Origin of the sequence: Enterobacter cloacae complex sp. FDA-CDC-AR_0164, assembly GCF_003071645.1 — a bacterium.
Classification (GTDB): domain Bacteria; phylum Pseudomonadota; class Gammaproteobacteria; order Enterobacterales; family Enterobacteriaceae; genus Enterobacter; species Enterobacter ludwigii.
This window is the reverse complement of the sequence record NZ_CP028950.1, coordinates 3,584,903-3,607,499: the sequence shown is the minus strand read 5'-3', so window position 1 is coordinate 3,607,499 and position 22,597 is coordinate 3,584,903. Positions and strand designations below refer to the sequence as shown.

Here is a 22,597-nt window from a genome sequence, read left to right as displayed (position 1 = left end):
TTTTGTTCCAGGAAGAGAATCGTGTCTCAACTCTGCCCCTGTGGTAGCGCTCTGGAGTATAGCCTATGTTGCCAGCGATATCTGTCTGGCGATCAGGTTGCACCAGACCCGTCACACCTCATGCGTTCACGGTATACTGCTTTTGTGATCAAAGACGCAGACTACCTGATTAAAACCTGGCACCCATCCTGCCACGCTGCCGATTTCAGACAGGATATTGAAGCCGGGTTTGCTAATACCCAATGGCTCGGCCTTACCGTCTATGAATCGTCAACGGGAAGTGATGCTGATGAAGGTTATGTCAGCTTCGTTGCCCGCTTTATCGAACGCAATAAGCCCGGTGCCATTATCGAACGTTCCCGGTTCTTAAAGGAAAGCGGGCAATGGTATTATATTGACGGAACGCGCCCACAGTTTGGTCGTAACGATCCCTGCCCTTGTGGTTCAGGTAAAAAATTTAAAAAGTGTTGCGGGCAGTAATGCCTGACAACCCAGACTTCGCAAATACTCAAACAGGATTTCCCGGCGATGCAATCACTACAACGTAAAGTTCTGCGCACCATCTGTCCCGATCAAAAAGGGCTGATCGCACGAATTACCAACATTTGTTATAAGCATGAACTGAATATCGTGCAGAACAACGAGTTCGTTGACCACCGTACCGGACGCTTCTTTATGCGTACCGAACTCGAAGGGATTTTCAACGACACCACCCTGCTTGCCGATCTCGACAGCGCGCTGCCTGAAGGCTCCGTGCGTGAACTGACACCCGCTGGCCGTCGTCGCGTTGTTATTCTTGTGACGAAAGAAGCCCACTGTCTTGGCGATCTGTTGATGAAAGCAAACTACGGTGGCCTCGATGTTGAAATCGCTGCCGTTATCGGTAACCACGAGACGCTGCGCACGCTGGTTGAACGTTTTGATATTCCGTTTGAGCTGGTCAGCCATGAAGGCCATACCCGTGAAGAACATGACAACCTGATGGCCAATGCTATCGAAGCGCATAACCCGGATTACGTGGTACTGGCGAAATACATGCGTGTGCTGACCCCATCTTTCGTGGCGCGTTTCCCGAACAAGATCATCAACATCCATCACTCATTCCTGCCAGCCTTTATCGGTGCACGTCCTTATCACCAGGCGTACGAACGCGGTGTGAAAATCATCGGTGCCACCGCGCACTACGTGAATGACAATCTGGACGAAGGCCCAATCATTATGCAGGACGTGATTCACGTGGATCATACCTATACCGCAGAAGATATGATGCGCGCCGGGCGTGACGTAGAGAAGAACGTACTCAGTCGTGCGCTCTATCAGGTGCTGGCGCAACGTGTGTTCGTTTACGGTAACAGAACGATTATTCTTTAATCGACAAGAAAATGAACTGGTTAGCTTTACAGCTTAACGCGTAAAATTCAGGCAACCAGTTTATTTTTATTGTGGTAACGCTTTACAGGGGCGTCTCATTTGATATGATGCGCCCCGCTTCCAGCAGGAAGCAGGCCAGTAAATAGCATTACCCCGTGGTGGGGTTCCCGAGCGGCCAAAGGGAGCAGACTGTAAATCTGCCGTCATCGACTTCGAAGGTTCGAATCCTTCCCCCACCACCATCTCTCAGCATTACCTCAAAATTTGAATTACCCCTGGTGGGGTTCCCGAGCGGCCAAAGGGAGCAGACTGTAAATCTGCCGTCATCGACTTCGAAGGTTCGAATCCTTCCCCCACCACCATCATCTCAAAGCCAATCCAGTGATGTATTTCAAACGATGTGTCATGCATAGCAACAGACGATCACATTGGTGGCAACCGGCGCTTCACCGGTGAACTTTTTACGATCGACGTATTACACTGAGCATGTTCCGCCAGACCATCAAGCAACGCATCCAGTTGCTCAATCGACCGCACGACCAGCCTGATAACAAAGCAGTCTTCACCGGTGACTTTATCGCTCTCAATACATTCCGGCATGGCCTGAATGTACTTATCTACCTTTTGCAGCAACCCCGGTAAAGGACGAACCCGCACCAGCGCCTGCAACGTATACCCCAACGCCGTCAGATTGACTCGCGCGCCATACCCTTCAATCACCCCACGCTCTTCCAGTCTTTTCAGACGCTCTGCTGTACTGGGAGATGTCAGTCCAATACGTCCGCTGAGTACCTTTAGCGACATGCGCGCATCCTCAACCAGACAGGCCAGGATTTGGCGATCGATGTCATCGAGAAGGTTTTCCATCGTTTTTACCTAATTTAAAAAAGTCATCACTGTCTTTCACCTTATATCAGCCATGTTATTCCCGACAGCGGTATTCGACAATATCGTCATTAATCAGGAGGTGAATAATGGGTGATGTGCAAAAAGGCGTCTGGCAGATGAGCCTGGCAATGTTAATTTCCGGCTCGATTGGCGCGTTTGTTCTGCTTTCCGGCCTGCCGGTGACGGAAGTGGTTTTCTGGCGATGCCTGATCGGGGCGATGGCCCTTTTTATTTTCATCCGAATAAGTCGAAAACCATTTAGTCAACTCACCCGTTTCACGCTACTGCTGGCAATTCTGGGCGGTGTTGCGTTAGTGGTGAACTGGTTGCTGCTGTTCGCGGCTTATGAACGTATTTCAATCGGCCTTTCTACCGTGGTCTATAACACTCAGCCGTTTATGCTGGTGTTGATGGGGATGTTTTTAGGAGAACGCGTGAGCCTGGTGAAATGGGGTTGGCTCGTTCTCGCCTTTGGCGGCGTGGTCATCCTGCTCTCCAGTGAGCTGAATGGCGCACAGGGCGAAGGCTGGCTCGCAGGAATCGGTCTGGCGATGGGGGCCGCTTTCTTCTACGCACTGACAGCCATAATCGCCCGCAGACTTAAATCAGTTGCGCCCCAGCATATCGCCTTTATTCAGGTACTGACCGGCGTGGTCATGCTGTTGCCCTTCGCCCACCAGCCGGCATTATCAGCTGATTTCCCATGGCCGATTTTACTGGCGTTAGGTGTCGTCCACACCGGGATCATGTATCAGTTGCTGTATAGCGCGATCCAGAAGCTCCCGACGCCCGTTACCGGCTCTCTGTCTTTTATCTATCCCGTGGTGGCCATAATTGTCGATAACGTGGTGTTCGGACACTCGCTGAATATCACGCAACTGGCAGGGGGTGCATTGATACTGTTTGCGGCGGCAGGTAATAACCTGGGCTGGGGCGAGAAAAAACCCCGCGAGTGCGGGGTTAGGATCAAATCAGCACATTAGCGACGGGGGCGAACAGGCTAATCCTTGCGGATTAACGTGAGAAGTTGTTCACGAGCCTGTTCAAGTTGCCTGAGTCCGCCGCGCAGCCAGATACCTTTGCTGAAAAACTCGACCCGGGCGGCATGATCGAACTGATCGTAGTCAACCGGGTACACCAGGGCCGGGATCCCTTTTTGAATACAGTGCCACATAATCCCCGCCCCGCCGTGGTGTATCACGGCATCGTAACGAGATAACCAGGCATCATAATCAACCCAATGCATACGTAAGAAATTCCCTGCCCGCTCACATTCCGCACTTTCCAGGCTGCCATCCGTGAAATGGAACACCCAGTCTGGCATCGTTTTCGCCAGAGCTGTTGCCGCTTTCGCTACGTCATCTTTATGCCAGTCCAGATGTGTACCCAGCGTAATCAAGACATGCCGCTTTCCTTCAATGAAGGTCGGTTTCTCTCCATCTGCAGGCGGTGTGTACAGCGCAGGTCCAATAAAGGCTACCGATTCAGGCCAGGTCCGCTCAAATTCCATCTCTTTTTCGCCCAGAGCGAGAATGCGCAAGGGTGAATATGCCGTTTCACTGCCGTCAGACCGATAAAGCCGAGTTATGCCCGTCTGACGAATCACACCGCGAAAAAACCAAAAAACAAGACTCTTGAACAACCTGACTTTTTTCCTGTGGATCAGGTGGTTTATCCGTTCCCACGCGGTGATGGCCGGCATCAGCCCACCACAATAAGCGGGTGGGCCGTCCGGCGCTTCAAGAACGCAGGGCGACGGCAAGCTACTCCACCAGAGAACATTCATCCGGGTACAGACAGGCCCCACGACGGGAAGTGTAAAGTCGGCGATAGCCAAATCCGGCACGCCTTCCCGATGCCACGCCCTCTCAAGTTCGTCAGCAAAACCCTTAAGCAGGCCCACGACTGAACGAAACTGACGATAAAGCCTCACAGGATGCGTCTTTACGGCATATTTTGGATTGGCAATAGACACTAACGGTGTATCGAAATCGCCGTCAAGAATGAGTCCTTGCAGTCCGGACGCCGCAATCCGCGCGCTGGTACCGCGAGTACTGATAATACGGACCTGATAATGCGCTGAAAGCGCCCTCCCCATTGCCAGCACGGGATGCAAATGTCCGGAAAATGGCGGGGCCAACAAATCAATTCGCGTGACGTTGTCAGGAATCAGATCAAACAAGCGTTGCATATCAGACTCTATTTCCGTATTTGATTTATAAATCGCTGACATAAACAGACCAGCTCCGGCTGCGAGAGATAGTCCATATGACCGCAGGGTATGCGCTCGTCCGCCTGGTGAAACCAAAGGCGAGAAATCCAGTCTTGCTGCCCCTGAACCAAAAGATGATGGCAGTCAGGACGCTGACGAGCCACTGGGCCGTAAGCGAAAATACTCACGCGAGACAGGACTGAGGACGGCAGGTGAAGATTATTAAAGAGTTCCAATCCACAGCTTCCGGAAAGTAACAGCGTGTGATCCGCCGATTCCAGCAACGCGATCGCAATGTTTCGATAGCGCTCGCCAAACGCTGCCCTGCGAGAAGTGAGATAGTCCCGCGCATTGCTGCAACTTGCACGCAATAAACCCGTATCACACCATGGCTGGGTTTGAGGTATCCAGGGGAAATTTTCAGTGACAGGCATGGCCCCCTCCGTCAGCAAAGACTGGAGGAACAAACTCTGCACCGGGCTGAGCGCAAGGTTGCCGGGACGGCTTCTTCCCGTGATAAAAGCGATGTTAAGTCGCATGCCGGTCACAATGAGCTGAAGCGGTCATTGCTGAAAACGCGATAGCGACGCGAGCGCCAGTGAATATTCCGGTTGAACAAGGCATGAATTAAATGCACAGGCTGCAACAGCTCTGATAACACCGACATCACCGGCCTTGCGGAAATAGTCTCTGACACTAAGCGCTGTATACGGCGCAAGGCAACGTGGCGAACGAGAAGGACCACCGCCAGTAACACGCAATTTATCCCCCCACTGAATGCGAGCACCACCATCGCCCAAAGCAGTAACGGATGTAAACCCTGAAGAAGAAAGATTGCCAGATTCGTACCGGCAGGCTTCTCACGCATCAACAATGTGGCGAACAAAAACCAGCGGTGCATCTGACGAAAATACCGTCTGACGTCAGGTACGCTGGTTTGTACGCTCACTGGCGCGACAGACTGTACGATGTTTACCCCTTGCTGAGTAAGAAGCGTTGCCAGCGCGAGATCATCGGTCAGATGTCGAAGGATGGGCGAAAATCCCCCCACGTTTTCCAGCACACGTAAAGGTAACAGGTAGCACATGCCATTTAGCGTTAACGGTCTGACAAAAGGCAGCAACGGCAGATACGTCAGCGCTGAGTTATCATTAACAAATTGTGCCAGCAGTCGCGACGGTAAGTTGTCGGTAGCCACATACCAGGGCAACGCGGTGACAAGCGAATGATCATCAAGCGCGGCAAGCATCGTGTTCAGCGATGTCGCCGTCAGTACCGCATCGTCATCTAAAATCAGGACCGTCAGGGTCTTAACCTGCTTTCTTCCTTGCTCAAGCTTATATAACTTTGGATTTATCCCTTCCGGTGCTTCAGGGTATGCGCAGATATGAATAGCGCTCTGAGGGTAACGCGCCTGCAACCGCTGCGTTACCCTTGCGGCCTCCGCGTCGTCCACGTCAGTCAGCCAAAGAAATGTTGCGCCAGGCAAATTTTGAAGACTCGCGGCCAGCACCGTCTCTAACGCAGGATCACCGCTGAGTATGGGTTGCATGACCGTAATGTCGCTGAAAGAGCGAGAGATGTTATCCCTTGTGGCTGTAAGTATTTTCAGCGTGATACAGACTTTGAAAAGCAGAATGGCCAGCCATGCTATTGCGATAATTAACACAGGTGCTCTTCCTTGAGTTGTTGTAAAAACGTACGCAGGCTGACGTCAAAATCCATTGAAGGTGGACCAAAGTCATCCAGCATACGCGTAACATTCAGGGTGTTAGTGTAGCCAAAGACGGCAACGCCAAAACGGGTAATCGGCGGTTCTCCCGGCAACGGCAGCCAGCACCACAGCCTCTCAAGTATGCCAGCAAAACACATCGCTGTTCCCAGGCGCACGGTTTTATACGGTTGAGGCAAACCCAACTGCTGCAAGACGTCACATAACAGCCGATGGATTTCGACAGATTGACTGGCGGAGATGTTATAACACGGGCGGAGATGACTGCGTTTCACGGCACGCATCAGGTAATCCCCTAGCACATCGACGTGCATAATGTCGGCCTGCACTTTTACACCGCGGCTAAGGATAGAGGGCAGCTTTCCTTTTTTAGCCGCAGCCAACAGAGGCGGTAAGAGCAAGCGATCGCCCTCACCAAATACGGCACAAGGGCGAAAAATGGTTTTCTCACCCTGATACGTCTCAACAAGGCACTCTGCCTGACGTTTTGTGCGCCCATATTGGCTGCTAAATTCGGGGCCGATAGCATCACATTCACGCAGTCCTGGCTGGTGTGCAAAACGGTAATAAACCGCCGCGCTTGAAATAAATATGAGTCGTGGAAAGCCACGATGACGGCAAAAATCGATAACATGCCGGGTCGTCTCAACGTTATCCCGGTAATAATCGTGCTCACTACCCCAGGGCGAAGTCCTTCCTGCCGCGTGAATAACCACATCGGGTACGACATCAAGCGTTTGAAGCTGGTCTAACCCAAGTGCGAAATACTCAACTGATGCGGGCAACGCGACATGTTCACGGCGCCCGACGCCGCACAGCGAAACGCCGTCAGTATCGGCAAAACGCCGGATAAAAGCCCCGCCAATGAAACCCGATGCTCCGGTTACCATAATCTTCACGACCATTCTCCGTGTCGCTCCGGGCGTTCACCCATGCGCCTGAGAAAACGCTGCTGGAGAGACATTAAATCGGCGAGGGTAAGTCGTCGATAATCCAGCCCTTCTCGCGCGGCGACATCCTCGATGATTCGGCTCAACTGAGGATAATGGCGATGACTCCAGTGCGGGAAAAGATGATGAGTCAGATGAAGATTGAGGCCGCCCAGCCAATAACCCATGAACGCGGGCCGTGTCGACCAGTCAAAGGTCGTTGCAAAGGTATGGGAAAGCCTGCCTTGAGCCATTTTGCCCCCGTCAGGGGGGAGCTGAGCGCTGCCCTTTGCCCAGTGCGTCCCGATGACGAGCATGACGAATATCAGAGAAGAGATCATCTGACAGAGCATATAGGTCAGCAAAATTGAACCGGCGCTAAATCTGTCGGCCAACAACCACATGGGTAACACGAGGCTGAACGCTGCGTGCAAGGCTTTACCCGTCAAAAAAAACGTCCAGCCGATAATACCCTGCTGCGCCAGATGAGGCGTCACCGGTGTATATCCCCCTCTGTCGAGCCAGTCAACAATCCAGATATACCAGGGGAAGGTTAATGCGGCGACCAACGGCCAGTAGTAGCGCTGCGCCCGCATAAAGGGGCGCCAGCGCTGCCAGGGCGTCTGGCGCATAAGACCATTTTCTGCGGTGTCCGGATCGTAACATTCTATGTTGGTGAATCCATGATGAAATCTGACATGGCGAACGCGCCAGCAATCGGGATCCAGGCCGAGAGGGATAGCGACAATACGGTTTAACCACGCGTTAGCTTTTTTACTTTTCAGAAAGGCATTATGAGACGCATCATGCACGACGTTCACGGTCAGCAACATCGCGAAAACGATGGCGGCAAAATACCATGAAAAATACAGGGGCAGGTCACTCTGATGAAGCGCTAACGCATAACTTCCAATACAGCCACCAGCCAGCATCACTGTTTTAACCAGCATTCGGCCATCTGCATAGCGATGATCGCCCCGTTCTGTTAACAACGCGCGTGTTTCGCTGTGAAGTGCTGCAACCAGCCCGGGGGGATCGGCGGGAAAGGTCAACCGCTTGTCAGGATTAAACTGGTTCACTTATCCCCCTTTTTGATCTGCGCCCAAGACCATAGGTGAGTGCAATACCGTGTGCGGCCAGTGCCGCCATAACTGCAACCCAATAGACGTGATTCCAGCCCCAATAACCCAAGAAAAGCAGCGGTAAAGAGAGCGTGACCAGACACCACATCATCACTCCCCAGCGCTGACCCTCGCTGATCCCACCCAATGCGACAGAGCCAGCTGCCAGCAATATAAACAACAGGGACTGCGCAGCGCCCACGTTATCTATGCTGTATCCGTAGCGCTGGATGTAGCCCAGGACGAGCGCAAACAACAGAATAGCCCCGACACCTGTCATTAATATCGAACAGTCAAACTGGCGATGTCGGAGGCGAACCGTTTTCAAAATACCTGCCATTTGCAAAAAAGGAAGATTACTTTCCTGCATCGGGTTTAACGATGGCTTCCTGCCTTTTACCCCATAGGTCGACTTCTCCTGCGAGGGCATCTCGCAGAACGTACCGAATAATTTATCCCAGAAAATAAAGGTGCCACCGTAGTTGGTGTCGGCATAGCGCTTATTATTAAGGTGATGAACGCGATGATGTGTCGGGGTAACAAATACCTTTTCTAGCCACCCCAGCGTTGGCGTTAATGCGTTATGGTTAAAAAACTGAATACTGTAATGCACGATGGAAACCGTCAGAAAGACACTCAGCGGTACGCCAGCCAGCGCTAACACCAAAAAGAAAGGGATTGACGTTAATGACGAGTACCAGGAATTTCGCACCCCCAGCGACAGGTTATAGTTCTCCCCCTGATGGTGAACAACGTGAACAGCCCACAGTAGCCGAAGCTGGTGATGGAGACGATGCAGCCAGTAGAAACCAACGTCCCATGCTAACAATGTAAAGAGCCATACCCCGACGGCAGACCATCCCTCAAAAAGATTCAGGCTAAAGTGTTCCAGCACAAATCCGTAGCAAAGCACCTCCAGGCACCGGAAAAACCACAGCATAATGTGCCCGGAATTGAGATTGAAAATGATATCGAGCCAGTCAATATTCTGCCGCCGTGTGAACTGAAGAATACAGGCCTCAGCACACACGAAAAACAGCATAAAAAGAACGGGAAACAGGAGTTCACTCACCGGGTATTCCTTTATATTTTTGTCTGCGCACGTCCAGATGCCCTGCCAGCCATACACTGGCCCCTGCCAGCAAAACACCCGCCATTAAATCAATAAACAGATGCCTTCTCAGCTGAAGGATAGAGTAAGCAATAGCACACGCCCAGATGACGCTTGCAACCGCCATCCAGCGTAAACGCCCTGCCGCTATCGCCCAGACGGCGAGTGCCGTCAGCGCAGCGTGCAAAGAGGGAAAGCAATTTTGACGGGAATCGACAGAGACCAACCATCCTAATACTCTGGAAGAAACACCCTCTCCTGCCAGCGTGGGATACACCATGGTGGTCGGCCATAACAGATATATGATGCCCGCCCCCAGCGCCGAAAATTGCATGGACCGGGCAAGCCACCGCACTCGGTCATACGGCGTTAATAAATATCCCAACGGGACAATTAAGAAAAAGGACAAGTAGAGCCACACCGCATCAGGCGAAAAGGGAATTAACGCGTCAACCCGTAGTGGGGTTAAACGATAACCTTCACCCTGTAACCTGTCGCAAAGCGAATAAACGACCCCGACCGACCCCCACCCCAATAGCATCTGCTTGAGGCGTTGCAGAAACTCACTCATTCCTTTCCCCATTCACGGACTATGCGCCGTCGTTTTGCGTCAAAGTTCGGTGATACGCTTCGGGACTGCAGCACCCATACCAGCCGGGAAGTGTCTATTCCCTGTAACGTAAACAGCTCATTCAGCGCGTCGCGGCAATGAGAAAGTATTGCTGCGTCACAATCCGCGGTAAGACACAGTCTCTCTGCTTCTGTTTGTACCAGGCGATAGTCTGCGGTGAGTGGGAGCGTGACGGCCAGCACGCGGCTGCAGGGGTCGGCAAAAATAACCTGCGGTTTGCCCGTGCTATCCGGGAGAAGGAGTTGATCGTCCTGTCGACCCTCAATACGCTCAATCGCGCGCGCCGCACTTCCACACGGGCACCGCGCCTCGCGGGCAACCAGTATGTCATCAAGGCGGTAACGGACGATGGGCTGCGTGCTGCGGGTGAAATCGGTGATAACAGGCGTAAAGCGCTTCTCATCCAGCCAGTGGGGCTCAACGTGAATAAACTCTTCGTTCAGATGTAACGTCCCAAAAGAACAGGTTGAAGCTAAAAAACCCTCTGTTGCCTGGTAGATTTCACCCACGCTACCAAATACCTGGTGGATAAGTGCCCTGTCCTGTTCCTCCAGAACTTCGGCGACAGAAATCACCTTTTTGACATTCAGCTGCAGCGTTCCGTCCAGTACCGCCAGCGCCAGCGCACGTAATACCTGTGCGGGGGCAACAATGATCGTCGGGGAAAACTGTTCTACATGGCGCAATTGCGGCTGAAACGGCGCCAGTAAATCGTAAAATTCCAGGCTCAACCAGCGGCTGCTCACACTCTGGTAAAGGTTATTATTTGCCCTCAGAAACAGTGCAACCCGTTCCCGGGCAAAAAGACCGTCCGGTAAGGCCCTGGCAAGCATACCTGCAGCCCAAATTTGCTGCTCCTTCGGACTGACAACAAATAACCCGCGTCTGCCGGAAGTACCTGATGACAGGCCCACGCTAAATCGGCCTATTTTCGGACTGAAGTCCCGGCTCTGTTCACTTTTCAGCGCGCAGGCCATCAGCGCGTCACGCTTAAGACCTTCAGTGTTCATCTCATCGAAATGCGTCATCATCAGCGCCTTGTCCATCAGCGGCCACTGTCCGAACGGCACCGCGCGAAATCGCTGAAACCATGGGCTTTTCGATAACACGTTCCGCCTGAAGCGATGCAGTTTTTTTTCCTGCCATCTCTCCAGTTTTTCACGTTCGGTAAAACGCCGTCTGCGGGTGCAGAAATAGCGCCACATCAACATAATGAGGTTCACAAATCGCCCTCATGACACAGACGAATATCCACTTTACCGTTTTTCCAGAGTTGATTGAGTTGCCGGAGCGTCTGGTAATAAGCAGAGGGATCGGACATCACCAGACTGGCAAGCCGTGAAGGACCGCGCATCTCCCGGTAATTGTCAGGAGACCAGGCCGCATCTGCGGCCAAAAGTGTCCAGCCGTCCTCTGTCAGGACGAATGCCCCGAAGTGTCCGGCTGCATGGCCTGCAAGCGGGATCAAAATAATTTCGCCCTGACTGTCCGGCAAAACATAGCCCCGCTCAAACGGAGCAAGCGCCTCGGGCAGCCTCAGGGTTTCGAAACCTTCAATGAAGCGCAATGACGACTCAAACTCGGAGGGGAAAAGTCCTGGCACAAATGCCTGACGCAGGGCGGCAAATCCTCTCAGCGCTCTCACCTGCTGCCAGCCCTCACCAGAACAAATACAGCTAACATCGGGGAAATCACGCAGCCCTGCGACGTGATCGGCATGGAAGTGCGACAAGATAATCGCATCGATATCGCCCCCGACCAGGCCTTGTGCGTAAAGCTGTTGAGCCAGGGACTGTTTGGGGTCGAAATAGACCGGCGTGACTTGCCGGTAAATGCGAAAAATGCCCGAACGCGTGTAGTGTTCAAACCAGGAGGAATAGCCGGTATCCCATAGCCATCGGTGTGAACCGACTTCCAGGAGCCAGGCTCGAGAGGGAAATTTGCACACCCTGAGACCAGCGCCTTTTAGAGCCATGCAGCCGATATGGGTGCAATATCCTGTTTCAAACGCGGTAATCTTTGCCATTCGTCCTCAGCCATTCTCCCGTTAGCGCGATGCCTTCTGCCATAGAGAAACGTGGGGTATAGCCCAACTCCTCTACGGCTTTTTTAGCGCTCAGCGTCATATCGAAACAAACCGTTCCCGCACTGTAACGGGTGACGGGAGGTTCCTTATTGATGCACTTTCCGACTAATTCCATGCCACGCGCGGCCAGTGACACCACCGGCCAGGGAATTGACCGGATCTGATAGCGTAACCCCAGCTGCTGACGCAGCAACGCGTCAAGCATATCAACCAGCCGCTGCGGCTGGTGATTGGTCACGTTATAGATGCTGCCGGAATAAAGAGGCTGGCCCAAGGTTGCACGTTCCATAGCAAAGACCACGTTTTGTACGAAGGTCAAATCCAGAAGCGCTTCTCCTCCCCTGGGCAGGCGCAGTACCCCTCCGTCCTGATGGAGCTGACGCAGCAGGCGAGGAACGATCACCTTATCATGGGGACCGAAAAGCCCACGCGGGCGCAAAATGATGAACGTTGTCGCGCTGAAGTTTGCCACCGCATCTTCAATGATGCGTTCGGCTGCACGTTTGCTGCTGGCATAGTGGCTGGAAAATGTGTTCGCCAGGTAGGTTTCCGGAAGATCGTAGTGATGTTGAAAATCGAAGTAGACCGCAGGGGTAGAAATGTGGACAAAACGCGGAATGCCCGCGGTGCCCGCAGCCATCGCCAGTTTTTTTGTTGCAATGACGTTAGCCTGCCAGAAAGCGTCCCTCCCTCCCCAGGGAGAAGATTTCGCTGCGCAGTGCCACACGGCATCGCACCCCTCCATAAGCCTGGCGCATTGGTCCTGAGACGCCAGGGACAAGTCGAGAGGGATAAACGTCGCGCCCACATGCTTTAAATGTGCACCTTCGACCTGATTACGCCCCGTCGCCACTACGCTAAAGCCACGTTCCAGCAAATAGTGGACAGCGTTACGCCCCAGCCCGCTGGTTGCCCCTGTCACCAGGATCTTCATGGCATAAGTACCATGCCAGCCAGCGTCAGGCCTGCTGCAGTACCAATAAGCATTGCGGGTTTTCCCGGCGTGAAACGACCATGGGTTACCGCTTCATGCAGCGCCGTAGGGATGGAGGCGGCCACCTGGTTGCCGTAGTGACGGTAAACATCAATTAAGATGGATTCAGGGACGCCCAGCCGCTTACGCATGTGTTCAAGAGAAAGATGGCTGGCCTGATGCGGAATGACGGTACCGATATCCGACAGTTGCAGACCGCATTTTCCCAGCAGCCGCGCGAAGTAGTCATCAATCAGCGAAGAGGCATACCGGAACAGCGCCTTACCCTGCATATGGAACATAAAATCACTGTCGCTCATGCCTGCTCTTGGGTTGCGACGCGTTCCTCCCGCACGGATTTCACAGAGTTCGCTGCCATCCGGGTACATCTCGATCAGGCTGGTGATAATCCCACTGTTGCCGTCACCACGCTCCACGATCGCACACGCCGCACCATCACCGAAAATCAACGAAGACTCTTCGTGACTCCAGTCAATGCCGCGCGATGCTAAATCAGCTGAAACAATGGCGATGCGACGATATGCGCCTGTATTCAATAAACCTGCGGCAACTTCTAAAGCGGAAATAAAGCTGACACAGCTGCTGTTAATATCAAACCCCGCCAAACCCGCGGGCATACCCGCCGCCTTGATAATATGAACCGCACTGCAGGGAAGCGCTTGTATGGCAATAGCCGATGCACAAATCAACAGGTCTATGGAATCAGGTGATATCGTTCCGGCATGTAGCGCGTTATGTAGCGCCTGTGCGGCCAACCCGGCCTGGCTGGCGGTGTGAGAAGCGTGGTAGCGGGTAAGTATACCGGACCGTTTTTCAACGTAGCCAGGCGGTTTTCCTAACCATGAATCCAGATCGCTGGATGTCAGTCTTTCAGCAGGCAAGGCAATGCCTGTTGAGATAATTTTTATTGCGGCCGAAATTTCCGGCTCTGTTGATTGACCCACACCAGTGCTCCCTTCACTAGCTAATCCAACCGCTAATAATATAGGAGCCCCTTCTTTACACAATCTGAAATTAACGGGAGCGTCCTGCTCCCGTGTCGGTTTTCAGCAAATTAGCGACGGGCGCGAACAATCTGATATTTGCGCGTCAGATACTCCACCGGTGCGCTCCAGATATGCACCAGACGAGAGAATGGGAACAGCACAAACAGCGTCATCCCGAGCACCAGGTGCACGCGGAAGATAAACGCCACACCGTCAAGGTGCTCAGACGCACCACCGTGGAAAGTCACCACAGACTGCGCCCAGCCGACCAGCTTCATCATTTCGCTGCCATCCATATGCTGAGCCGAGAATGGAATGGTCAGTAGACCCAGCGCACACTGCACCATCAGCAGGGACAAAATCAGAATGTCCGCGCCGGTGGTGGTCGCGCGAACACGCGGGCTGAACAGACGGCGTTTGAGCAGCAGTAAACCGCCCACCAGCGTCATCACGCCGCAGGCACCGCCGGCAATCATCGCCATTTTCTGCTTCACCTCAATCGGCAGGAATGACTCATACATCCAGTGCGGCGTCAGCATTCCGAGGAAGTGACCCGCAAAAATCCCCAGGATCCCGATGTGGAACAGGTTAGAAGCCAGGTTCATCCCTTTGCGATCGAGCATCTGGCTGGAGGCAGCACGCCAGGTGTACTGGCCGTAGTCATAACGCAGCCAGCTTCCCACCAGGAACACGGTGCCCGCGATATACGGGTAAATGTCAAAGAAGAACATATTCAGGAAGTGCATTATTGCTGTCCTCCGTTAGAGATATTCAAATATTGCGGGGCAACGGCTCCGGCAAAACGACGTTGGTGAGCGGAGATTTCAGACTCACCGCAGTTCTGGTCAGCCATGAATTTCACCTGCTCTTCCTCCCAGACCGCATCCAGCGCCTGTGGCGTATCATCGCGGGCTTCATCGGCGATCTTCTCCGCAACTTTTTCACTGTCGACCGATGCGTTGGCCAGTTTCACCAGCAGGTCGAACAGCACCGCGTAACGGCTCTCGCGCTGCTGAAGTCGTGCGCCGAGCAACGCCAGGATCGGCGCGATGTCCTGCAGACCCCCCAGCGCCTCCTCTTTAGGCAACTGCGCCAGATACTCAAGATAGAGCGGCAGGTGGTCCGGCAGCTCGCGGCTGTCGAGCTGCAGGCCGTGTTGCTCGTACTGTCCCATCAGGTCAACCATCGCCTGACCGCGGTCACGTGACTCACCGTGAACATGTTCGAACAGCAGCAGCGACGTCGCGCGTCCGCGGTCAAACAGCTGGCTGTAATCCGCCTGCGCATCCAGTAAATCGCGCGCTAACAGGTCCCGGAGGAAAACGGCCAGTGTCTGGGCATCCTCTTTCTCAAGATTTTCAGATGACGCGAGTGCATCAAAGAGCTCCTGCTGATGCTGCGCAAGCGCAGCATCCGGGTACTCGAGCAGACGCGAAACAATGACAAGTTCAATCATTGGTGCGGCTCCGTTTTGCTCGTCACATCCAGGGCATCAATGCGGCGGCTGTTGAAGAGATTGAATTTCGTGTCTGAACCGTGGCAACCGTCGCCAAAGGTAAAGCCACAGCCATTTTTCTCCGGGAAGGCTTCGCGAGCCAGTTCACGATGGCTGCTCGGCACCACGAAACGGTCTTCGTAATTGGCAATCGCCAGGTAACGGTACATCTCCTGCGCCTGGGCTTCGGTCAGACCTACCGCTTCCAGTGCACGGGTATCGTTAACACCGTCAACGGTTTCAGCGCGTTTGAAGTGGCGCATCGCCAGCATACGTTTCAGCGCCAGCAGGACCGGCTGGGTATCCCCTGCGGTTAACAGGTTTGCCAGATACTGAACCGGGATACGCAGGCTTTCCACGTCTGGCAGAATGCCGTTGCTGCCGAGTTCACCTGCATCCGCAGCAGACTGGATCGGAGACAGCGGCGGCACGTACCAGACCATCGGCAGCGTGCGGTATTCCGGATGCAGCGGCAGCGCCAGCTTCCAGTCCATCGCCATTTTGTACACCGGAGACTGCTGCGCCGCGTCAATCACGCTCTGCGGAATGCCGTCTTTCAGCGCCTGCTCAATCACTTTCGGATCGTTAGGATCAAGGAAAACGTCCAGCTGACGCTGATAGAGATCTTTCTCGTTCTCGGTGCTGGCTGCATTTTCAATCGCGTCCGCGTCGTACAGCAGCACGCCGAGGTAACGAATACGGCCCACGCAGCTCTCAGAGCAGACGGTTGGCATACCGGCTTCAATACGCGGATAGCAGAAGATGCACTTCTCAGACTTGCCGCTCTTCCAGTTGAAGTAGATTTTTTTGTACGGGCAACCGGTAATACACATACGCCAGCCGCGGCACTTATCCTGGTCGATCAGCACAATGCCATCTTCTTCACGCTTATAGATGGCTCCGCTCGGACAGGTCGCCACGCACGCCGGGTTAAGGCAGTGCTCGCACAGACGCGGCAGATACATCATGAAGGTGTTTTCGAACTGGCCGTACATCGCCTTCTGCATGTTCTCGAAGTTCTGGTCTTTGGCGCGTTTTTCGAACTCGCCGCCCAGAATCTCTTCCCAGTTTGGACCGCTGGTGATCTTATCCATACGCTGTCCGGTAATGAGCGAGCGTGGACGTGCGATCGGCTGATGTTTGCTTTCCGGCGCGTTGTGCAGGTTCTGGTAGTCGTAATCAAACGGCTCGTAGTAATCATCGATGCCCGGCAGATGCGGGTTGGCGAAGATTTTACCGAGCAGCATCGCACGGTTACCCATGCGCGGCTGCAGTTTACCGTTGATTTTACGGATCCAGCCGCCCTTCCATTTCTCCTGGTTTTCCCAGTCGGTTGGGAAGCCTGTGCCGGGTTTACTTTCCACGTTATTGAACCACGCGTACTCCATCCCTTCGCGGCTGGTCCAGACGTTTTTACAGGTGACTGAGCAGGTATGACAGCCGATGCATTTATCCAGATTCAGCACCATGCCGACTTGTGAACGAATTTTCATTTTACGCTCTCCTGTACCTGGTCATTACCTTCGCCGTCTAACCAGTTAATATTCTTCATCTTACGTACCACCACGAACTCATCGCGGTTAGAACCTACCGTGCCGTAGTAGTTAAAGCCGTAGGCCAGCTGCGCATAGCCGCCGATCATGTGCGTCGGTTTTGGCGTAATACGGGTCACGGAGTTGTGAATGCCGCCGCGCTGCTCGGTGATTTCAGAACCCGGCAGGTTAACGATACGTTCCTGCGCGTGGTACATCATGGTCATCCCGGCCGGGACACGCTGGCTGACAACCGCACGCGCCGTCAGCGCACCGTTGCTGTTGAACACTTCGATCCAGTCGTTATCTTCAATGCCCAGATCTTTGGCGTCCGTCTCGCTCATCCACACAATCGGGCCACCGCGGGACAACGTCAGCATCAGCAGGTTGTCGCTGTAGGTGGAGTGAATGCCCCACTTCTGGTGCGGCGTCAGGAAGTTCAGCGCCTTCTCCGGGTTACCGTTCGATTTAGTACCCATTACCGCTTTCACGGAGCGGGTATCGATTGGCGGACGATAAACCAGCAGGCTCTCACCGAAGTCGCGCATCCACTGGTGATCCTGATACAGGGACTGACGACCGGACAGGGTACGCCATGGGATCAGTTCGTGAACGTTGGTGTAGCCGGCGTTGTAGGAGACGTGTTCATCTTCCAGGCCAGACCAGGTCGGGCTGGAGATAATTTTGCGCGGCTGAGCCTGAATATCGCGGAAGCGGATCTTCTCTTCCTCTTTATTCGTCGCCAGATGGGTATGATCGCGACCGGTAAACTCACTCAGTGCCGCCCATGCTTTCACCGCCACGTGACCGTTGGTTTCCGGTGCCAGAGTCAGGATCATTTCTGCAGCATCAATGGCCGTGTTCAGCATTGGCTGGCCTTTGGCCGGGCCGTCCGCTTTGGTGTAATTGAGCTTACGCAGCAGGTCCATTTCGCTCTGGGTATTCCACGCAATCCCTTTACCCCCGTTACCGATTTTTTCCATCAGCGGGCCGATAGAGGTAAAGCGTTCGTACGTTGCCGGGTAGTCACGTTCAACGGGAATAATGTGCGGCGCTGTCACCCCCGGGATCAGGTCACACTCGCCTTTTTTCCAGTCCTTCACGTCCAGCGGTTGCGCCAGTTCGGCTGCAGAGTCGTGCTGAATCGGCAGGGTCACCACATCGGTCTCTTTGCCCAGATGTCCTACGCACACTTCGGAGAATTTCTTCGCGATATCTTTGTAGATATCCCAGTCGCTTTTGGATTCCCACGCCGGGTCAACGGCTGCAGACAGCGGATGAATAAACGGATGCATATCCGAGGTATTCATGTCGTCTTTTTCATACCAGGTGGCGGTTGGCAGCACGATATCGGAATACAGGCAGGTACTGGACAGACGGAAGTCCAGCGTCACCACCAGATCCAGCTTGCCGTCCAGACCGTTGTCTTTCCACTCCACTTCTTCTGGTTTCACGCCGCCCTGCTTGCCCAGATCTTTCCCCTGAATACCGTTTTCAGTACCCAGCAGATATTTCAGCATGTACTCGTGGCCTTTACCGGAGGAGCCCAGCAGGTTAGAGCGCCAGATAAACAGGTTACGCGGATGGTTTTTGCCGTTTTCAGGCTGCTCGGCCGCAAAGCGAATGGTGCCTTCTTTCAGTGCCTTGACGGTGTAATCCGCCGGGGTCATGCCCGCTTTCTTCGCCTCGTCAGCAATGCGCAGCGGGTTAGTCCCTAACTGAGGGGCAGATGGCAGCCAGCCCATGCGTTCAGCGCGGACGTTGAAGTCGATCAGGTGGCCGCTGTAGCGGGATTTATCCGCCATTGGCGACAGCAGTTCCTGGGCTGTTACCGTCTCGTAGCGCCACTGGCTGGAGTGGTTGTAGAAGTAAGACGTACTGTTCATATGACGCGCCGGACGCTGCCAGTCGAGAGCAAACGCCAGTGGCTGCCAGCCCGTCTGCGGACGCAGTTTTTCCTGGCCGACATAGTGCGCCCAGCCGCCGCCGCTTTGACCCACACAACCGCAGAAGATCAGCATGTTGATCAGGCCACGATAGTTCATATCAAGGTGATACCAGTGGTTCAGACCGGCACCAACAATGATCATTGAACGGCCATGCGTCTTGTCAGCATTTTCAGCGAATTCACGGGCGATACGGGTGATGTGTGCACGCGGCACGCCGGTGATCTGCTCTGCCCAGGCCGGGGTATACGCTTTGATGTCGTCGTAGCTGGTTGCGCAGTTTTCATCATTCAGGCCGCGCTCCAGGCCGTAGTTGGCCAGCGTCAGGTCATACACGGTGGTCACCAGCGCCGTCGACCCATCCGCCAGCTGCAGACGTTTGACCGGCAGCTTATGCATCAGGATGTTCTGCAGCTCAACTTTGTTGAAATGCTCGGACCCTTCGCCGCCGAAGTACGGGAAGCCCACATCAGCAATTTCGTCCTGGCTACCCAGCATGCTCAGACGCAGTTCAGTCTCTTCACCGGTGGTACCGTTACGCTGCTCGAGGTTCCACTTGCCCTTCTCGCCCCAGCGGAAACCGATAGAGCCGTTGGGTGCCACCAGCTCGCCGTTATTGTTATAGGCGACCGTTTTCCACTCAGGATTGTTTTCCTGACCCAGCGCATCCACCAGATCGGCGGCACGCAGCGTGCGGCCCGCTGCATAGTAGCCATCACGCTCTTCCAGCATGACCAGCATCGGCATGTCGGTATAGCGACGGACATAGTCAGTAAAGTACTGGCTGGGTTTATCGAGGTGGAACTCACGCAGCATCACGTGGCCCATCGCCAGCGCCATCGCGGAGTCGGTACCCTGTTTAGGTGCCAGCCACAGGTCGCACAGCTTGGCAATTTCCGCATAGTCCGGGGTTACCGCAACGGTTTTGGTGCCTTTGTAACGCACTTCCGTGAAGAAGTGGGCATCCGGCGTACGGGTCTGCGGAACGTTAGAGCCCCAGGCAATAATGTAGCTGGAGTTGTACCAGTCAGCAGATTCCGGCACGTCGGTCTGCTCGCCCCAGGTCTGCGGAGAGGCTGGCGGCAGGTCGCAGTACCAGTCGTAGAAGCTCAGACAGGTTCCGCCGATAAGCGACAGATAACGAGCACCTGAGGCGTAAGAGACCATCGACATCGCCGGGATAGGCGAGAAGCCCGCGACGCGGTCCGGTCCGTAGGTTTTGACGGTATAAACGTTAGAGGCAGCAATCAGTTCGTTGACCTCTTTCCAGGAAGAACGAACAAAGCCACCGCGACCGCGCGCCTGCTTAAAGCTTTTTGCTTTGTCGGCATCTTCGATAATGGATGCCCAGGCATCAACCGGATCGCTGTGCAGCACTTTCGCTTCACGCCACATTTTCATCAGGCGTTTGCGCATCAGAGGGTATTTTAGACGGTTGGCGCTGTACAGATACCAGGAGTAGCTTGCACCACGCGGGCAGCCACGAGGTTCGTGGTTTGGCATATCCGGACGGGTACGTGGATAGTCGGTCTGCTGCATTTCCCATGTCACCAGGCCGTTTTTAACGAAAATCTTCCAGCTACATGAGCCAGTGCAGTTCACGCCGTGGGTCGAACGGACGACTTTGTCATGCTGCCAGCGCTGACGGTAACCGTCTTCCCAGTCCCGGTTGGTCTCCAGAACCTGGCCGTGCCCATCGGCAAAAGTTTCACCCTTCTGTTTGAAGTAGCGAAACCGGTCCAAAAATTTGCTCATCGGGTATCTCCTGTGTGGAGCCTGTGGCTCTCTAAATCGACATTGCTGATTTGCAGCGAAGGTAACGCTCTGATAGATGGCGAGAATTGATAACGATCAAGGCGGAGAGGGAGTTTCAGGTGGGGTATTAGATCGGATACCACCAAAGCGGTAGATTTTTAATTTCTATAAGCCATTAATTTATAATGATATTTATAATTTATCGTACAAAAAGCAGGGCTAAATTTAACATCTCAGGTATTAAGGGGTAGAACGCCCTGTAAAGCGATGGCGATCACAGTGTTACCCGCAGGCATTGTTCCTCAAACGCCATCAGTATGTTGTAACTACTGTAATAATAAAAAAACGCGGCCCGAAGGCCGCGCAAACGGATAATCACACTTACTTATTTTTCTTGGTATTACGGCCATATACCAGCCACGTAATCACTACGCAGGCGATATAGAAAACGAGGAAGACTTTCATTGCCCCTGCCGGAGAGCCGGTCAGGTCCAGAGAGATACCGAACGCTTTCGGAATAAAGAAGCCGCCAATTGCGCCGATGGCAGAGATAAAGCCCAGTGCAGCAGCCGTATCCGTCGCGGCTTCACGCATGGCCTGCTCTTCGCTTCCGCCCTGCGCTTTAACGCGATCCATCGTCAGTTTACGGAAGATAACGGAAATCATCTGGAAGGTCGATGCGCTACCCAGACCGGCCGTCAGGAACAGCACCATAAACACGCCGAAGAAGGCGGTAAAGTTGCCACCCTGGCCATTGGCGGGCAGCGTCAGGAACAGCAGCGCACAGAAAACAGCCATGATCACAAAGTTCACCAGCGTCACGCGTGTTCCGCCCAGACGGTCAGACACCATCCCGCCCAGTGAACGCGCCAGGGCACCGATGAACGGACCAAAGAAGGCAAACTGCAGGATCTGCACTTCCGGGAACTGTGTTTTGGACAGCATGGCAAAGCCTGCGGAGAAACCGATAAACGACCCGAAGGTTGCCAGATAAAGCAGCGCCATGACCCACAGGTGCCCGCGTTTCAGCACCGGCAACTGCTCGCTCAGCGAAGCCTTAGATGCCGACAGATCGTTCATAAAGAACCATGCCGCCAGGGTGAAGACCACCAGGAACGGAACCCAAATCCACGCCGCATTCTGCAGGTACAGGGAAGAACCATCCGCCTGCTCGACACCACCGCCACCAAAGGCTGCAAAAATGGAGACAGAGATTGCCAGCGGTGCAATTAACTGCATCACGCTTACGCCCATGTTTCCCAGACCGCCGTTAATACCCAGCGCACCGCCCTGCTTCGCTTTCGGGAAGAAGAAGCTGATGTTCGCCATACTGGAGGCGAAGTTAGCGCCAGCAAAACCGCACAGCAGGGAGATAATCACGAACACGCTGAAAGGCGTGGAGGTATCCTGCACCGCAAAACCCAGCCACACGCAAGGTACGATCATGATGCCCGTACTGAACGCCGTCCAGCGACGACCGCCAAACACCGGCACCATAAACGCGTAAGGGACGCGCAGCAGCGCACCGGACAGCGACGGCAACGCGGTCAGCATAAACAGCTGATCGGTCGTAAAGGTAAAACCCACTTTTGGCAGATTGACTGCCACTGCACTAAACAACATCCATACGCAAAACGCTAACAGCAAACACGGAACGGAAATCCACAGATTCCGGCTCGCTATACGATGGCCGCGCTGTTGCCAGAACGCCGGATCCTCTGGACGCCATTCAGTAATAACGGCACCATTTTCCCTTTCGGGAGCGGATAAGTGACTCATAGACACCTCTGATTCTCGAATGATGCTGC

19 protein-coding genes and 2 tRNA genes are annotated in these 22,597 nt (G+C 54.0%); 5 read left to right on the top strand and 16 right to left on the bottom strand.

Features of this window, described 5'->3' with window-relative positions:
- Positions 1-21 precede the first annotated feature (21 nt).
- The 4 genes from AM410_RS17850 to AM410_RS17835 all read left to right on the top strand — a co-directional run bounded on the left by AM410_RS17850 (position 22) and on the right by AM410_RS17835 (position 1,733).
- A complete protein-coding gene (locus tag AM410_RS17850; RefSeq protein ID WP_025203926.1) occupies positions 22-480 on the top strand; it encodes a YchJ family protein in 459 nt (152 codons plus the stop codon).
- A gap of 48 nt (positions 481-528) precedes the next feature.
- Positions 529-1,371, top strand: coding sequence for a formyltetrahydrofolate deformylase (gene purU, locus AM410_RS17845; protein WP_014170456.1), 843 nt, complete (start codon positions 529-531; stop codon positions 1,369-1,371).
- Between the two features lie 157 nt (positions 1,372-1,528).
- Positions 1,529-1,613 (top strand) — tRNA-Tyr (locus tag AM410_RS17840).
- A gap of 35 nt (positions 1,614-1,648) precedes the next feature.
- Positions 1,649-1,733: transfer RNA gene (locus AM410_RS17835), tRNA-Tyr, on the top strand.
- 61 nt (positions 1,734-1,794) lie between these two features.
- On the opposite strand, the gene AM410_RS17830 is transcribed toward AM410_RS17835, so the two are convergent.
- A complete protein-coding gene (locus AM410_RS17830; protein WP_014170457.1) occupies positions 1,795-2,238 on the bottom strand; it encodes an Lrp/AsnC family transcriptional regulator in 444 nt (147 codons plus the stop codon).
- A gap of 107 nt (positions 2,239-2,345) precedes the next feature.
- Here AM410_RS17830 and AM410_RS17825 point away from each other — a divergent pair, with 107 nt between their 5' ends.
- A complete protein-coding gene (locus AM410_RS17825) occupies positions 2,346-3,242 on the top strand; it encodes a DMT family transporter (RefSeq protein ID WP_083599686.1) in 897 nt (298 codons plus the stop codon).
- A 17-nt stretch (positions 3,243-3,259) separates the two neighbouring features.
- Here the strand turns inward: AM410_RS17825 and AM410_RS17820 are convergent, their stop codons facing one another.
- The 15 genes from AM410_RS17820 to AM410_RS17745 form a co-directional block, all read right to left on the bottom strand.
- Positions 3,260-4,450 carry a nucleotide disphospho-sugar-binding domain-containing protein gene (locus AM410_RS17820; protein ID WP_073397365.1) on the bottom strand — a complete coding sequence of 397 codons (1,191 nt, stop codon included), beginning with the start codon at positions 4,448-4,450 and terminating at the stop codon, positions 3,260-3,262.
- 565 nt (positions 4,451-5,015) lie between these two features.
- Positions 5,016-6,140 carry a glycosyltransferase gene (locus tag AM410_RS17810; RefSeq protein ID WP_073397367.1) on the bottom strand — a complete coding sequence of 375 codons (1,125 nt, stop codon included), beginning with the start codon at positions 6,138-6,140 and terminating at the stop codon, positions 5,016-5,018.
- Positions 6,134-7,108 carry an NAD-dependent epimerase/dehydratase family protein gene (locus tag AM410_RS17805; RefSeq protein ID WP_073397368.1) on the bottom strand — a complete coding sequence of 325 codons (975 nt, stop codon included), beginning with the start codon at positions 7,106-7,108 and terminating at the stop codon, positions 6,134-6,136. Before AM410_RS17805 ends, AM410_RS17810 begins: the two co-directional genes overlap by 7 nt.
- A complete protein-coding gene (locus AM410_RS17800; RefSeq protein WP_073397369.1) occupies positions 7,099-8,211 on the bottom strand; it encodes a fatty acid desaturase family protein in 1,113 nt (370 codons plus the stop codon). The genes AM410_RS17805 and AM410_RS17800 overlap by 10 nt, the downstream gene beginning before the upstream one ends.
- On the bottom strand, positions 8,198-9,325 hold the full coding sequence (locus AM410_RS17795; RefSeq protein WP_073397372.1) for a sterol desaturase family protein: 1,128 nt from the start codon (positions 9,323-9,325) through the stop codon (positions 8,198-8,200). Before AM410_RS17795 ends, AM410_RS17800 begins: the two co-directional genes overlap by 14 nt.
- Complete coding sequence (locus tag AM410_RS17790) at positions 9,318-9,935, bottom strand: phosphatase PAP2 family protein (RefSeq protein WP_020882369.1); 618 nt, start codon at positions 9,933-9,935, stop codon at positions 9,318-9,320. The genes AM410_RS17795 and AM410_RS17790 overlap by 8 nt, the downstream gene beginning before the upstream one ends.
- On the bottom strand, positions 9,932-11,206 hold the full coding sequence (locus AM410_RS17785; protein ID WP_073397469.1) for a F390 synthetase-related protein: 1,275 nt from the start codon (positions 11,204-11,206) through the stop codon (positions 9,932-9,934). Before AM410_RS17785 ends, AM410_RS17790 begins: the two co-directional genes overlap by 4 nt.
- 8 nt (positions 11,207-11,214) lie before the next feature.
- On the bottom strand, positions 11,215-12,021 hold the full coding sequence (locus AM410_RS17780) for an MBL fold metallo-hydrolase (protein ID WP_032680838.1): 807 nt from the start codon (positions 12,019-12,021) through the stop codon (positions 11,215-11,217).
- Entirely contained in the window at positions 11,999-13,015 is a 1,017-nt protein-coding gene (locus AM410_RS17775; protein WP_108648187.1) for an NAD-dependent epimerase/dehydratase family protein, read from the bottom strand. The genes AM410_RS17780 and AM410_RS17775 overlap by 23 nt, the downstream gene beginning before the upstream one ends.
- Complete coding sequence (locus AM410_RS17770) at positions 13,012-14,019, bottom strand: 3-oxoacyl-[acyl-carrier-protein] synthase III C-terminal domain-containing protein (RefSeq protein ID WP_050736921.1); 1,008 nt, start codon at positions 14,017-14,019, stop codon at positions 13,012-13,014. The genes AM410_RS17775 and AM410_RS17770 overlap by 4 nt, the downstream gene beginning before the upstream one ends.
- Positions 14,020-14,129: 110 nt before the next feature.
- Positions 14,130-14,807, bottom strand: a complete 678-nt coding sequence (narI, locus tag AM410_RS17765; protein WP_014170469.1) for a respiratory nitrate reductase subunit gamma — start codon at positions 14,805-14,807, stop codon at positions 14,130-14,132.
- A complete protein-coding gene (gene narJ, locus AM410_RS17760) occupies positions 14,807-15,517 on the bottom strand; it encodes a nitrate reductase molybdenum cofactor assembly chaperone (protein ID WP_040017698.1) in 711 nt (236 codons plus the stop codon). Before narJ ends, narI begins: the two co-directional genes overlap by 1 nt.
- The gene (narH, locus tag AM410_RS17755) at positions 15,514-17,049 is read right to left on the bottom strand and encodes a nitrate reductase subunit beta (RefSeq protein WP_020882363.1); all 1,536 of its coding nucleotides are present in this window, start codon (positions 17,047-17,049) and stop codon (positions 15,514-15,516) included. The genes narJ and narH overlap by 4 nt, the downstream gene beginning before the upstream one ends.
- The gene (locus AM410_RS17750; RefSeq protein ID WP_032680833.1) at positions 17,046-20,789 is read right to left on the bottom strand and encodes a nitrate reductase subunit alpha; all 3,744 of its coding nucleotides are present in this window, start codon (positions 20,787-20,789) and stop codon (positions 17,046-17,048) included. The genes narH and AM410_RS17750 overlap by 4 nt, the downstream gene beginning before the upstream one ends.
- 381 nt (positions 20,790-21,170) lie before the next feature.
- On the bottom strand, positions 21,171-22,568 hold the full coding sequence (locus AM410_RS17745; protein WP_073397379.1) for a NarK family nitrate/nitrite MFS transporter: 1,398 nt from the start codon (positions 22,566-22,568) through the stop codon (positions 21,171-21,173).
- Between the last annotated feature and the right edge of the window lie 29 nt (positions 22,569-22,597).

What these genes read in the sequence shown, in the direction of transcription:
- purU (WP_014170456.1), top strand. Translation starts at nt 529, where the DNA reads ATGCAATCACTACAACGTAAAGTTCTGCGCACCATCTGTCCCGATCAA.
- AM410_RS17830 (WP_014170457.1), bottom strand. Translation starts at nt 2,238, where the DNA reads ATGGAAAACCTTCTCGATGACATCGATCGCCAAATCCTGGCCTGTCTG.
- AM410_RS17825 (WP_083599686.1), top strand. Translation starts at nt 2,346, where the DNA reads ATGGGTGATGTGCAAAAAGGCGTCTGGCAGATGAGCCTGGCAATGTTA.
- AM410_RS17820 (WP_073397365.1), bottom strand. Translation starts at nt 4,450, where the DNA reads ATGCAACGCTTGTTTGATCTGATTCCTGACAACGTCACGCGAATTGAT.
- AM410_RS17805 (WP_073397368.1), bottom strand. Translation starts at nt 7,108, where the DNA reads ATGGTCGTGAAGATTATGGTAACCGGAGCATCGGGTTTCATTGGCGGG.
- AM410_RS17790 (WP_020882369.1), bottom strand. Translation starts at nt 9,935, where the DNA reads ATGAGTGAGTTTCTGCAACGCCTCAAGCAGATGCTATTGGGGTGGGGG.
- AM410_RS17785 (WP_073397469.1), bottom strand. Translation starts at nt 11,206, where the DNA reads ATGTTGATGTGGCGCTATTTCTGCACCCGCAGACGGCGTTTTACCGAA.
- AM410_RS17780 (WP_032680838.1), bottom strand. Translation starts at nt 12,021, where the DNA reads ATGGCAAAGATTACCGCGTTTGAAACAGGATATTGCACCCATATCGGC.
- AM410_RS17775 (WP_108648187.1), bottom strand. Translation starts at nt 13,015, where the DNA reads ATGAAGATCCTGGTGACAGGGGCAACCAGCGGGCTGGGGCGTAACGCT.
- narI (WP_014170469.1), bottom strand. Translation starts at nt 14,807, where the DNA reads ATGCACTTCCTGAATATGTTCTTCTTTGACATTTACCCGTATATCGCG.
- narJ (WP_040017698.1), bottom strand. Translation starts at nt 15,517, where the DNA reads ATGATTGAACTTGTCATTGTTTCGCGTCTGCTCGAGTACCCGGATGCT.
- narH (WP_020882363.1), bottom strand. Translation starts at nt 17,049, where the DNA reads ATGAAAATTCGTTCACAAGTCGGCATGGTGCTGAATCTGGATAAATGC.
- AM410_RS17750 (WP_032680833.1), bottom strand. Translation starts at nt 20,789, where the DNA reads ATGAGCAAATTTTTGGACCGGTTTCGCTACTTCAAACAGAAGGGTGAA.
- AM410_RS17745 (WP_073397379.1), bottom strand. Translation starts at nt 22,568, where the DNA reads ATGAGTCACTTATCCGCTCCCGAAAGGGAAAATGGTGCCGTTATTACT.